Raw genomic sequence first — 12,582 nt, forward strand, 5'->3', positions numbered from 1 at the left:
GGATCAGGCGTTGTGCTGCGTGGCGGGCGGCGCGTTCGGATCGATGTGCGGCACGCACACCGGCGCTTCATGCGGCGCGGCCGAGTGCAGCGTCTTGCCACCCAGCGAACGCAGCAGCACGTAGAACACCGGCGTCAGGAACAGGCCGAACAGGGTCACGCCGAGCATCCCGAAGAACACCGCGACACCCATGGCATGGCGCATTTCCGAACCGGCGCCCGACGACAGCACCAGCGGCACCACGCCCATGATGAAGGCGATCGACGTCATCAGGATCGGGCGCAGACGCAGGCGGCTGGCCTCGATCGCGGCTTCGAGCGGGGTGCGGCCGTTCATCTCCAGCTCGCGGGCGAATTCCACGATCAGGATCGCGTTCTTCGCCGATAGCCCCACCAGCACCATCAAGCCGATCTGGGTGAAGATGTTGTTGTCGTTGCCCGTCAGGTAGACGCCGGTCAGCGCCGCCAGGATGCTCATCGGCACGATCAGGATCACGGCCAGCGGCAGGGTCAGGCTTTCGTACAGCGCGGCCAGCACCAGGAACACCAGCAGCACGCTGATCGGGAACACCCACAGGCCGGCGTTGCCCGCCAGGATCTGCTGGTACGTCAGGTCGGTCCACTCGAACTTCACGCCGCGCGGCAGGGTTTCCGCCGCCACGCGCTCGGCCGCGGCCTGCGCCTGGTTGGTCGAGTAGCCCGGGGCCGGGCCGCCGTTGATGTCGGCGGCGGTGTAGCCGTTGTAGCGCACCACCATTTCCGGACCGAAGGTCTGCTTGACCGTCACCAGCGACGACAGCGGCACCATGTCACCCGCGGAATTGCGGGTCTTCAGTTGCAGGATGTCGTCGGCGTGGGCGCGGTACGGTGCATCGGCCTGGGCCCGCACCTGGAACACGCGGCCGAAGCGGTTGAAGTCGTTGACGTACATCGAGCCCAGGTAGATCTGCATGGTGTCGAACACTTCCGTCACCGGCACGCCCAGCTGCTTGGCCTTGACCCGGTCCAGGTCGACGTCCAGTTGCGGCACGTTGATCTCATAGCTCGAGAACGCCGGGCCCAGTTCGGGCGTCTGGCGCGCCTTGGCCAGGAAGGCCTGCTTGGCCTTGTCCAGCTCGGCATAGCCGAGCGCCGCGCGGTCTTCCAGTTGCAGCTTGAAGCCGCCCAGCGTGCCCAGGCCCAGCACCGGCGGGGGCGGGAACACGGCGATGAACGCCTGCTGGATGGCGCCGAACTTCTGGTTCAGCGAAGCCGCGATGGCGTTGCCCGACAGCGCCGCGCCCTTGCGTTCGTCGAACGGCTTGAGGGTCACGAACACGATGCCGGCGCTGGAGCTGTTGGTGAAGCCGTTGATCGACAGGCCCGGGAAGGCGATGGCGCTCTGCACGCCGGGTTCCTTCAGGGCGATGGCGCTCATCTGGCGGATCACGTCTTCCGTGCGGTCGAGCGAGGCGCCGTTGGGCAACTGCGTGAAGCCGATCAGGTACTGCTTGTCCTGCGCCGGCACGAAGCCACCGGGCACCAGGTACGACACGCCGATGGTGGCGGCCACCAGCACGGCGTAGACGCCCATGGCGCCGGCCTTGCGGCGGATCACGCCGGACACGCCCACGCCGTAGTTCTCCGAGGCGCGGCCGAACATGTTGTTGAACCAGTTGAAGAAGCGGCCGAACACGCGGTTCATGCCACGGGTCAGCCAGTCCGGCTTGTCGTGGTGGCTCTTGAGCAGCAGGGCCGACAGGGCCGGCGACAGCGTCAGCGAGTTGAAGGCCGAGATCACCGTCGAGATGGCGATGGTCATGGCGAACTGCTTGTAGAACTGGCCGGTCAGGCCGGTCATGAACGCCAGCGGCACGAACACCGCGCACAGCGTCAGCGCGATGGCGATGATGGGGCCGCTCACTTCACGCATGGCGCGATAGGTCGCGTCGCGTGGACTCAAGCCCGCCGCGATGTTGCGCTCGACGTTTTCCACCACCACGATCGCGTCGTCGACCACGATCCCGATGGCCAGCACCATCCCGAACAACGACAGCGCGTTGATGGAATAGCCGAACATCAGCAGCAGGCCGAAGGTACCGACGATCGACACCGGCACCGCCAGCAGCGGGATGATGGACGCGCGCCAGGTCTGCAGGAACAGGATCACCACCAGCACCACCAGCGCGATGGCTTCCAGCAGCGTGTGCACCACGGCCTCGATACTGGAACGCACGAACTGGGTCGGGTCGTATTCGATGCGGTATTCCACGCCCGGCGGGAAGTCCTGGGCCAGCTCGACCATGGCGGCGCGCACTTGCGACGACACGTCCAGCGCGTTGGCGCCCGGCGATTGCATGATGCCCATGCCGACCGCCTGCTTGTTGTCCAGCAGCGAACGCAGGCCGTATTCCTGGGCATCCAGTTCCACGCGGGCCACGTCCGACAGGTGCGTCACGGCGCCGTCGGCCGAGGTCTTGAGGATGATGTCGCGGAATTCCTCTTCGGTCTGCAGGCGGCCGCGCGCATTCACGTTCAGCTGCAGCGGCACGTCGCCCTGGGTCGGGGACGCGCCGATCACGCCGGCGGCGACCTGCACGTTCTGCTCGCGGATGGCCGCGACCACTTCGCTGGCCGTCATGCCGCGCTGCGCGACCTTCTGCGGGTCGAGCCACACGCGCATCGAGTAGTTGCCCGCGCCCCACACCGTCACTTCACCCACGCCGGTAATGCGCGCCAGGCGGTCCTTGATGTTCAGGATCGCGTAGTTGCGCAGGTAGGTGATGTCGTAGCGGTCGTTGGGCGAGATCAGGTGCACCACCAGCGTCAGGGTGGGCGAGCTCTTGGTGGTCGTGACGCCCAGCCGCTGCACGTCCGGCGGCAGGCGCGGCAGCGCCTGCGACACGCGGTTCTGCACCAGCTGCTGGGCCTTGTCCGGGTCCACGCCCAGCTTGAAGTTGACCGTCAGCGTCAGGTTGCCGTCGCTGTTGGCCTGCGACTGCATGTACAGCATGTTTTCCACGCCGTTGATGGATTCCTCCAGCGGCGAGGCGACGGTTTCGGCGATGACCTTGGGGTTGGCGCCCGGATACTGCGCGCGCACCACCACCGAGGGCGGCACCACTTCCGGGTATTCCGAGATGGGCAGCTGGAACATGGCCAGCAGGCCTCCCAGCAGCACCAGCACGGACAACACCCCGGCGAAGATCGGCCGGTCAATGAAGAATTTCGAGATATTCATGAACGTTCTCGTTCTGCTTTGCGGTTCACCGGCGGCTTAGTTGGCGGCCGCGGTCTTGACCGGGTTGCGTTGCGCCGTGACCATGGGCACCACGGTCGGGTTCACGGCGTCGCCGGGCCGCACGCGCTGCAGTCCGTTGACCACGATGCGTTCGCCGGCGGCCAGGCCGGAGTCCACGACCCGCAGGCCTTCCTGGTTGGCGCCCAGCTTGACCAGGCGGTAGTTGGCGTGGTTCTTGTCGTCCAGCACCAGCACGTAGCGCTTGTCCTGGTCGGTGCCGATGGCCTTTTCGTCGATCAGCACGGCGCTGCGCGGCTCGCTGCCGCCCAGACGGATGCGGGCGTACAGGCCGGGCAGCAGGGTGCCGTCGGCGTTGTCGAACTCGGCGCGCACGCGGATGGTGCCGGACGTGGCGTCCAGGCGGTTGTCCACCGATTGCACGAAGCCGGTGCGCGAGTAGCCGTCCTCGTTGGCCAGGCCCAGCTCGACCGGCACCGAGCCGGCCTTGCCGTTGCGGGCGGGGTTCACGTACTTCAGGAAGGTCTGCTCGTCGACGTCGAACGAGGCGTACATCTTCGAGACCGACACCAGCGTGGTCAGCGGCACCGAGGTGGCGCCGGCGGCGACCACGTTGCCGACCGTGACTTCCGCGCGCGACACGCGGCCCGCGACCGGCGCTTCGATGCGGGTGTAGCCCAGGTTGAGCTTGGCGTAGTCCAGCGCGGCCTGCGCGCCCTGCAGGTTGGCCGCGGCTTCACGCGCGGCGTTCTGCTTTTCCTCGAAATCGCGGCGGGCGATGGCGTTGTCGGTCAGCAGGCGCTGGCCGCGGGCCAGTTCGGTGGCCGTGTACGAGGCGCGGGCCTTGGCGGCGGTCAGGGCGGCGGCGGCGCGGTCGACCTCGGCCGCGTAGGGGCGCGGGTCGATGGTGAACAGCACGTCGCCCTTCTTGACGATGCTGCCGTCCTGGAAGTGCACGGCGGTCAGGGTGCCGGAGACCAGCGGACGGATGTCCACGCGATCGATGGCTTCCAGCCGGCCGGAATAGCGCTGCCAGTCGACGATGGTCTTGTTGACCACTTCCGCCACTTCGACAGGGGGCGCGGCGGGCGCGCCTTGCGCCTGGGCCGCATTGGCGCCGGCGGGGGCGCGAAACAGGGCGTAGCTACCGCCGGCCGCGATGACGGCCGCGAAAACGACGAGCACAGCAATACGATTACGCGAAACCATGATGTTCCTTGAGGGTGGTGTCGGGGTGAAGCGCGCTTGCCGGGGACCGCGAGGGGGGCGGGTGGCGGCGGGGCCGGGCATCGCGGCGGGTCTGGCAGTCCTGAAACACCGATGTCATATTGCAGTGCAACATTCAACGCGGTTACGTTTCCCTGGTGAAATCCGTCTATGTGGGGACGGGCTCTACCGGGATCGGAATCTGAGGATTGACAGGCCCTGGGATGGCGCCGGGCGGCACGGGCACTTCAAGATGGTTTGCATTCTGAGTGTTTTGCCCGCGCGGATAAACACTGCTATCTCGGCAACACTGTTCGGTGGATTTGTCTAATCCCGGACGGATTCGGGTTATGCTCCGTACACCCCGACCAAATTGCCCTTAAAGGACACCGTCGCCATGGACCGTTTTCAGGCTATGCAGGTGTTTGTGCGCGTCGTGGACGCCAATAGCTTCACCCGGGCGGCCGACAGCCTCTCGCTTCCGCGCACCACCGTCACCACCATCATCCAGAATCTCGAACGCCTGCTGGGCGTGCGCCTGCTCAATCGAACCACCCGCCGCATCGGCCTGACGCCCGACGGCGCCGGCTACTACCAGCATTGCGTGCGCATCCTGGCCGATGTCGAGGAAACCGAGGCCTGCTTCCAGGAAGCGGCCCTGCGCCTGAAGGGGCGGCTGCGCATCGACGTGCCGACCTGTATCGGCCGGCTGATCCTGATTCCCTCATTGTGTGATTTCCACGACAAGTACCCCGACGTCGAGCTGGTGCTCGGCCTGGGCGACCGTCCGGTGGACATGGTGCAGGAGGCCGTCGACTGCGTCATCCGCGCCGGCGACCTGGAAGACTCCAGCCTGGTGGCGCGCCGCATCGGCACGCTGCAGACCGTGACCTGCGCCTCGCCGACCTACGTCGCGCGCTACGGCATGCCGCAGACCATCGAGGAACTGCGCAGCCACCACGCGGTGCATTATTTCTCCAGCCGCACCGGCCGCAACTGCGCCTGGGACTTCAAGATCGACGGCAAGCACCAGGAAGTGGACATGCGCGGCACCGTCGCGGTGAACGAAGCCGGCGCCTACCTGGATTGCGGCCTGAAGGGCTTCGGCCTGATCCAGACGCCGCGCTACATGGCGCTGCCGTACCTGCAGTCGGGCGAGCTGATCGAAGTGCTGCCGCAGTGGAAGCCCAGCGCCACCCCGATCTCGGTGCTGTATCCGCAAAGCCGCCAGCTGTCGCCCAAGGTGCGCGCGTTCGCCGACTGGGTCGCGGAACTGTTCGCCAGCTGCCCGCTGCTCAGCGGCCGCGACGAGACCGACCCGGCCGCCGCCAGCTGTGGCGTGTTCCAGCAACGCCAGGTCAGCCAGGCCAAGCAGATGGCCGTGGCCGGCGTGGCCGCCGCCAACGAACCGCTGCCGCGCCGCCGCACCGCGCGCGAAGAGGCCGCGGAATACGCCCTGTAGGCGGGCGCATGGCGGGCCGCCTGGCCCGCCATGCCGGCAATTCGCCGGCAAAATCCTGGAAAACCCGGGAAACCCCGTAGTAAATACAGGCCTTGCGTCCCTCGTATTTTAAGAAACGTCTGTATAGTCCGACAGTCAAAGCCTCAACGCATTCACTGTCGATCCGCTCTATGCAGCCTGTACTTCCCGCTTACCTGATCGCCCGTTGGCTTTTGCTGCTCGTCCTGTTGGCGGGGGTGTATTTCCTCAGCGGCTTCCTGGTGCCCGCGCTGGCCGCGCTGATCATCGGCCTGGCCAGCTGGCCGCTGTACCAGCGGCTGGTGGCGCGCTGCGGCGGCCGCACCGCGCTGGCGGCATCGCTGGCGCTGCTGGTGGTGATCGTGGTGCTGATCGTGCCGATGTCGCTGGCGTTGTCGTACGCCATCAAGGAAGCCAGCACCTTCTTCGCCTGGGCCATCGCCGCCAACCGCCACGGCGTCGACGTGCCGAACTGGATCACCTCGATGCCGGTGGTGGGCGACCGGCTTGGCGAATACTGGGAGGCCTACATCGGCCAGCCGCATGCGCTGGGCGCGCTGGTCGAGGCCGTCAGCGGCGAACACCTGGGCAATATCTATCGCATGGTGCTGGCCGCCACCGGCAATGTGTTCCAGCTGCTCTTGACCGTGCTGTTCATGCTGATCACGCTGTTCTTCGTCTACAAGGACGGCGTGCGCATGGTGGCGCAACTGGACGTGCTGGGCGAACGCATCCTGCCGGCGCGCTGGCAGCGCTTCTCGCGCGTGGTGCCGGCCACCATCAATTCCACCGTCACCGGCATGGGCCTGATCGCGTTGGGCGAGGGCGTGGTGCTGGGCATCGCCTACTGGGTCGCGGGCGTGCCGTCGCCGGTGCTGCTGGGCGTGGTCACCGGCTTCATGGCGCTGATCCCCGGGGGCGCGCCGCTGTCCTTCACGCTGGTGTCGCTGTATCTGGTCGGTTCCGGCCACATGGTGGCGGGCATCGCGCTGATGGTGTGGGGCAGCGTCGAACTGTTCATCGTCGACAAGACGCTGCGCCCGCGCCTGGTGGGCGGCCCGGTCAAGCTGCCGTTCCTGCCGACCTTCTTCGGCCTGGTGGGCGGCGTGAAGACCATGGGCATCGTCGGGCTGTTCGTCGGTCCGGTGCTGATGGCGCTGCTGGTGGCCGTGTGGCGCGAGTGGGTCAACCACGAGGAAGTCGAGCGCGATACCGCCCGGCTCAGGGCCGGAGCGCCGCCCGACAATACGCCGACCGGCGGCCAGGCCTAGCCGGGCCGGGGCTTCGGGTTTGGGTGTAATCTAGCTCTCCCGCGCTCGCCGGCGCCTCGTCCGGCACGCGCCTGCCGTGTGCGCAGACGCTTGCAGCTCATGCCGCGGGGTCTGAGGGTTTGGCAGGTTCATCATGTCCGGGTCATTGCAAGAAGATGAGTTAGCGGTCCTGCGCGAGCAGGGTTTCGTGGTCGCGCGCCAGTTCGCGGACCCGGCCGAGGTGGCGGCGCTGCGCGCGCTGGCCGAGCGCCATTTGCGCGAGCATGTGGCGCCCATCGAATACGAGGCGGATCTGCGCTATCCCGGCGCCCCCGAGTCGCGCAACGCCGAGGGCGGCCTGACGGTGCGGCGCCTGCTCGGCGCCTACGGGCGCGATCCGCTGTTCGCGCAATGGGCCACCGACCCGCGCATCGGCCAATCGCTGGCGCGCTATTTCGGCGAGACGCCGGTGCTGTCCACCGTGCACCACAACTGCGTGATGACCAAGCATCCGGCCTACGGCAGCCTGACCGGCTGGCACCAGGACATTCGCTACTGGTCGTTTTCCGACACCGATCTGGTGTCCTGTTGGCTCGCGCTCGGCGACGAGAACCGGGACAACGGCGGCCTCTCGTTCCTTCCCGGTTCGCACGCGGCCGCGTTCCCGCCGGCGCGGTTCGACGAGAAAAAGTTCTTCCGCAACGATGCGCCCGAAAACGCCGAATGGATCGCGCGCGCCGTCTGTCCCGAACTGCGGGCCGGCGACCTGGTGTTCTTCCATTGCCGCACGCTGCACGCGGCGCAGGGCAACCGCAGCGACCGCGTCAAGCTGTCGCTGGTGCACACCTATCATCCGCGGTCCTGCCATCCGCTGCCGGGCACGCGTTCGGCCAGCCAGCCGGGCGTGCCGTTGGCGGAATAAACCCGCGTGCTTTCGGCGGCGCCTTCAACGGCGCCGTCCCAGCCACGCCAGCAACAACACCGATGCGCCGATGGCCGCCAGGTTGAAGCGCATCGCGCTGGCGAAGGCCTGCGCGTAGCGGTCGCCGGCGGCCGCGTCCGCCATGGCGTCGAGCGTGCCGCTGAACAGCATGCCGGCGGCCGACACGCCCAGCGCCGCGCCCACCTGCTGCAAGGTGGCGACCACGCCCGCCGCCATGCCGGCCTGGCGGTCCTGCACCAATCCCAATGCCAGGTTCACCAGCGGCGTGTTGACGGCGCCTTGCGCCGCGCCGAGCCAGACCAGCGCGGGCACCAGCGACCACGGCGCGAGCGTCGCGCCGGCCGCGCCCACCTGCAGCATCAGCGCGGCGGTGGCGCCGCCATACAGCAGCGCGGCCACGGTGACCGCGTGCGTGCCGAAGCGCGCCACCAGCCGCGGCGCCGCCATCGAGCCGGCCACGAAGCCGACGCTGGCCGGCGCGAACACCGTGCCCGCCGTCAACGCGTCCACGCCCAGCCCGGTCTGTAGCAGCAGCGCGTAGCAGAGGAACATGGCGCTGGCGGTGGAGAACACCAGCGTCACCAGCAGGCAGCCCGCGGCGAACCGCGGCTGCGCCAGCAGCGCCATGTCGACCAGCGGCACGCGGCCGGCGGCGCCGGCGCGCCGCTGCAGCCATACGAACAGCGCCAGCAATAGGATCGCCGCCGCGCCGCAGCCCAGCGTCCACGCGGGCCAATGGCGCGCGGGTCCTTCCACCAGCGCCAGCAGCAGCAGGCCCAGTCCCGCCCCGACCAGCGCCGAGCCGCCCCAGTCCATCGGCGCGCCGGCGGCGTCGCGCGATTCCGGGATGTGGCGGGCCAGCCGCCAGGCCAGCATGCCGACCGGCACATTCACCAGGAAGATCGTGCGCCACGCCAACCCGAACAGATCGGCATGCACGATCCAGCCGCCCAGCACCTGGCCGGCGATGGCCGCCAGCCCCAGCGTCATGCCGAGCAGGCCGAAGGCGTGGCGCCGCGCGTGGCCGTCGTAGCTGACGCGGATCAGCGCGTAGACCTGCGGGAACAGCATGGCCGCGGCCACGCCCTGCAGCACGCGCGCACCGATCAGCGTGTTGGCGTCAGGCGCCAGCCCGCACAGCGCCGAGGCCAGCGCGAAGCCGGCCATGCCCAGCATGAACAGGCGCCGGCGGCCATGGCGGTCGCCCAGCCGGCTGCCGGCGATCAACAGCACGCCATAAGCCAGCTCGTAGGCGACGATGATGAAATTGATCTGCGCGAAGCTGGCCGACAGCGTGGCCTGCATGCTGGGAATCGCGACGTTGACGACGAACAGGTCGAAGATCGTGATGAAGCCGCCGGACAGCAGCACGGCCAGGCCGAGCGGGCCCGGCGTGGCGGGCTTGGCGGGCGTATCGGGGCAGGGCGAGGGCAGGGTGGCGGAGGACATGGACAGGCCGCGGGAGTGGGGATCGGCGCTATTCTGTGGGCTGTTCTAGCCTCATACAATTTAGCTGTTTATGCTATTACTGAAGGCAATAGCCTATGCCCCGTTCCCCTTCGCATGACGCGGCGCCGGCCGCCGCGCCCGCGCCGCGAGCCGGCGCGCTCGACACGGGCGCGCAGCGGCTGGACCGCACCCGCGCCGACCTCGCCGAATTCCTGCGGCTGCGCCGCGAGCGCCTGAGTCCGGCCGCGCTGGGCCTGCCCGCCGGCGGCCGTCGTCGTACCCCCGGCCTGCGGCGCGAGGAAGTGGCGGCGCTGGCCGGCGTCGGCCTGGCCTGGTACACCTGGTTCGAGCAGGGCCGCAACATCAGCGTGTCGGCCACCTTCCTGGAAAACCTGGCGCGCGTGCTGCGGCTGGACGCGGCGGAACGGCGCCACCTGTACCTGCTGGCGCACCAGCGTCCGCCAGCCGAGCCGGGTCGCACCTGGTGCACCGTGCCGCCGCAGGTGCGACGCCTGATGGACGACCTGCCCGCGCGTCCCGCCTACATCCTCAACCTGCGCTGGGACGTGGTGGTGTGGAACGCCGCGGCCGAACGCGTGTTCGGCTTCGGCGCGCAACCGGCGGGGCGGCGCAACCTGCTGTGGATGCTGTTCGTGGATCCGGCGATGCGCGAGCTGTTCGTCGATTGGCCGGCGCAGGCGCCGGCGATGCTGTCCACCTTCCGGCGTGATTTCGCGTCGGCCTCGGGCGCGCCGGACATCACCGAACTGGTCGATGAGCTGGAACGCGTCGCGCCCGAGTTCAAGGCATGGTGGCGCGAGCACGACGTGCACGGCGCCTGCATGGGCGTGCGCAGCCTGCGCCTGCCGGCGCTGGGCGAGGTGGCGTTCGAGCATTCCACCTTGTCGGTCGATGAAAGCCGCCACCTGCGCCTGGTGGTCTACGCGCCCGCGCCGGACGAACCGCAGGCCGCGGCCTGCGCGCGCTGGCTGGCGCGCAAGCCGCGCGCGGCCGCGCGTGGCTCCAGAGATTAGGCGTCGCGTGGCGCTACGGCGGGGGCGCGGCGCGCTTCTATAGTCGGGGCGATTCGCCACTTCCGCCCGCGCCATGTCCACTCAAATCCTGTCCCGCCGCCAGGCCCTGTCGCTGCTCGTCGTGGTGGTGCTGGCCTGGGGCTTCACCTGGGTCGTCAGCAAGCTGCTGCTGCAATACATGACCCCGATCTGGGCGGTGGCCGCGCGCAGCGTCGCCGGCGCCGCCGCGCTGCTGGCGCTGGGCCTGGCGCTGCGGCGGGTGGCGTGGCCGGTCAAGGCCGACATTCCCGTGATCCTGAGCGTGGGCCTGCTGCACATGGGCGCGTTCGCCGCGCTGGTCAGTCTTGGCCTGCAATACGTGCCGGCCGGCCGCTCGGTGGTGCTGGCCTACACCACGCCGCTGTGGGTCATTCCGGCAGCCCGCGTGTTCCTCGGCGAACCGATCGGGCGCGGCCGTCAGCTGGGGCTGGCGCTGGGCCTGCTGGGGCTGGCCGTCATCTTCAATCCGCTGGCGTTCGACTGGGGCAATCACGAGGCGGTGTTCGGCAACGGCCTGGTGCTGCTGGCGGCGCTGTGCTGGGCCGCCAACATCGTCTACGTGCGCGCCCATCGCTGGGTCACGCCGCCGTTCGAGCTGGCGTTCTGGCAGGCGCTGCTGGCCTCTGGCGTGCTGGCCGCGGTCGCCTGGGCGGCCGAGGGCGCGCCGCGCGTGACGTGGAGCCCGGACCTGGGCTGGCTGCTGGGTTATGGCGGCGTGTTCGGCATCGCCGTGGCGTACTGGGCGGCGGTGAACGTGAACCGGTCCCTGCCTGCGGGCGTCACGTCGATCGGCCTGCTGGGCGTGCCGGTGGTCGGCCTGCTGTGTTCGGCGGTGGTGCTGCACGAGCCCCTGAGCGCGCCGCTGTTGCTGGGGATGGCGTTGATCGTGGCCGGCATCGCCGCCGGCGTGCTCGACAAGACGCCCCGGTAGCGGCGTCACAAAAAAAAGGCGCTTGACGGCCGGAATCGTGTCTGTGTATCGTAAGACATATATCTTAAGATATGTTTTAAGTAACACGTCAGACTCCCAGCGAGGCCCCCATGCGCCATTTCCACTTCCTGACCGCCTTTGCCCGCGGCTCGCGCCATGAATCGCGCGAGCGCCACTACGGCCACCGTGGCCATCACGACCACCACGGCCATCACGACCACCACGGCCACCACGATCATCACCACGGCCATCACGGCCATTCCGAATTCCACGATCATCGCGGTCGCCACGAATCCCTCGATCATCACGACCCCTACGAACGTCATGGCCACGCCGGCCACGGCGCGGATGGTCGCCACGAAGGCGGCCGCGGCCGTCATGGCCGCCACGCCGGCGGCGGTCGCGGCTGGTTCGGCGGCCCGTGGGGCGGCCACGGCCGGGGCGGCGATGCCGACGACAGCTTCGGCGGCGATGGCCGTCATTGGGCGCGCGGCCGCAAAGTCTCGGCCGACGACCTGCAACTGATGCTGCTCGGCCTGCTGGAACAGAACCCCAGCCACGGCTACGAGCTGATCAAGGCGCTGGGCGCGATGTCCAACGGCTTCTACACGCCCAGCCCGGGCATGGTGTATCCGGCGTTGACCTATCTCGAAGAGCTGGGCTACGCCACCGTCGAGCAGGAAGGCAGCAAGAAGCGCTACCACCTGGCGGACCCGGGCCGCGAGCACCTGGAAGCCAACCGCGAGCGCCTGTCGGTGATGTTCAACAAGCTCAAGCACGTGGCCCGCAAGATGGACTGGATGCGCCAGGCCTGGAGCGGCGAGCCGCGTCCGGCCGCCGACGAGGAAGATGCCAGCGGCTGGATCGATGAATTCGTGCACGCCCGCCAGGAGATCCGCCACGCGCTGCTGCAGCGCACCGAGGCGTCGCCCGCCGAACAACGTCGCATCGCCGCCATCCTGCGCCGCGCGACCGCGGAAATCACCGGCAAGAGCTGTGACTGATTCCGCCTA

Annotated in this window: 9 protein-coding genes; 6 read left to right on the plus strand and 3 right to left on the minus strand. The window is 68.7% G+C overall.

The features are described from left to right. Positions 1-3 precede the first annotated feature (3 nt). Positions 4-3,219, minus strand: a complete 3,216-nt coding sequence (locus I6I07_RS09960) for an efflux RND transporter permease subunit (RefSeq protein ID WP_198486511.1) — start codon at positions 3,217-3,219, stop codon at positions 4-6. Positions 3,220-3,255: 36 nt separating this feature from the next. After that, positions 3,256-4,446, minus strand: a complete 1,191-nt coding sequence (locus tag I6I07_RS09965; RefSeq protein ID WP_198486512.1) for an efflux RND transporter periplasmic adaptor subunit — start codon at positions 4,444-4,446, stop codon at positions 3,256-3,258. 394 nt (positions 4,447-4,840) lie between these two features. On the opposite strand from I6I07_RS09965, the gene I6I07_RS09970 reads away from it, so the two are divergent. From I6I07_RS09970 to I6I07_RS09980, 3 genes are all read left to right on the plus strand, one after another. Then, on the plus strand, positions 4,841-5,905 hold the full coding sequence (locus I6I07_RS09970) for a LysR family transcriptional regulator (RefSeq protein WP_198486513.1): 1,065 nt from the start codon (positions 4,841-4,843) through the stop codon (positions 5,903-5,905). Positions 5,906-6,075: 170 nt separating this feature from the next. After that, the gene (locus I6I07_RS09975; protein WP_198486514.1) at positions 6,076-7,194 is read left to right on the plus strand and encodes an AI-2E family transporter; all 1,119 of its coding nucleotides are present in this window, start codon (positions 6,076-6,078) and stop codon (positions 7,192-7,194) included. 133 nt (positions 7,195-7,327) lie between these two features. Further along, the gene (locus I6I07_RS09980) at positions 7,328-8,095 is read left to right on the plus strand and encodes a phytanoyl-CoA dioxygenase family protein (protein WP_198486515.1); all 768 of its coding nucleotides are present in this window, start codon (positions 7,328-7,330) and stop codon (positions 8,093-8,095) included. A gap of 24 nt (positions 8,096-8,119) precedes the next feature. On the opposite strand, the gene I6I07_RS09985 is transcribed toward I6I07_RS09980, so the two are convergent. Beyond that, positions 8,120-9,565: an MFS transporter gene (locus I6I07_RS09985; protein WP_198486516.1), complete on the minus strand. Its 1,446-nt coding sequence runs from the start codon at positions 9,563-9,565 to the stop codon at positions 8,120-8,122. A gap of 95 nt (positions 9,566-9,660) precedes the next feature. Here I6I07_RS09985 and I6I07_RS09990 point away from each other — a divergent pair, with 95 nt between their 5' ends. From I6I07_RS09990 to I6I07_RS31660, 3 genes are all read left to right on the plus strand, one after another. After that, on the plus strand, positions 9,661-10,599 hold the full coding sequence (locus I6I07_RS09990; RefSeq protein ID WP_232626011.1) for a helix-turn-helix transcriptional regulator: 939 nt from the start codon (positions 9,661-9,663) through the stop codon (positions 10,597-10,599). Between the two features lie 73 nt (positions 10,600-10,672). Beyond that, complete coding sequence (locus I6I07_RS09995; protein WP_198486517.1) at positions 10,673-11,569, plus strand: DMT family transporter; 897 nt, start codon at positions 10,673-10,675, stop codon at positions 11,567-11,569. A gap of 110 nt (positions 11,570-11,679) precedes the next feature. Further along, positions 11,680-12,573, plus strand: a complete 894-nt coding sequence (locus tag I6I07_RS31660; RefSeq protein ID WP_232626013.1) for a PadR family transcriptional regulator — start codon at positions 11,680-11,682, stop codon at positions 12,571-12,573. Positions 12,574-12,582 lie beyond the last annotated feature (9 nt).

This window comes from Achromobacter deleyi, from assembly GCF_016127315.1.
Taxonomy (GTDB): Bacteria; Pseudomonadota; Gammaproteobacteria; order Burkholderiales; family Burkholderiaceae_B; genus Achromobacter; species Achromobacter insuavis_A.

Bases quoted from the DNA above. Each gene is read 5' to 3' on its own strand.
- I6I07_RS09960 (WP_198486511.1), bottom strand. From the start codon at position 3,219: ATGAATATCTCGAAATTCTTCATTGACCGGCCGATCTTCGCCGGGGTG.
- I6I07_RS09965 (WP_198486512.1), bottom strand. From the start codon at position 4,446: ATGGTTTCGCGTAATCGTATTGCTGTGCTCGTCGTTTTCGCGGCCGTC.
- I6I07_RS09970 (WP_198486513.1), top strand. From the start codon at position 4,841: ATGGACCGTTTTCAGGCTATGCAGGTGTTTGTGCGCGTCGTGGACGCC.
- I6I07_RS09975 (WP_198486514.1), top strand. From the start codon at position 6,076: ATGCAGCCTGTACTTCCCGCTTACCTGATCGCCCGTTGGCTTTTGCTG.
- I6I07_RS09980 (WP_198486515.1), top strand. From the start codon at position 7,328: ATGTCCGGGTCATTGCAAGAAGATGAGTTAGCGGTCCTGCGCGAGCAG.
- I6I07_RS09985 (WP_198486516.1), bottom strand. From the start codon at position 9,565: ATGTCCTCCGCCACCCTGCCCTCGCCCTGCCCCGATACGCCCGCCAAG.
- I6I07_RS09990 (WP_232626011.1), top strand. From the start codon at position 9,661: ATGCCCCGTTCCCCTTCGCATGACGCGGCGCCGGCCGCCGCGCCCGCG.
- I6I07_RS09995 (WP_198486517.1), top strand. From the start codon at position 10,673: ATGTCCACTCAAATCCTGTCCCGCCGCCAGGCCCTGTCGCTGCTCGTC.
- I6I07_RS31660 (WP_232626013.1), top strand. From the start codon at position 11,680: ATGCGCCATTTCCACTTCCTGACCGCCTTTGCCCGCGGCTCGCGCCAT.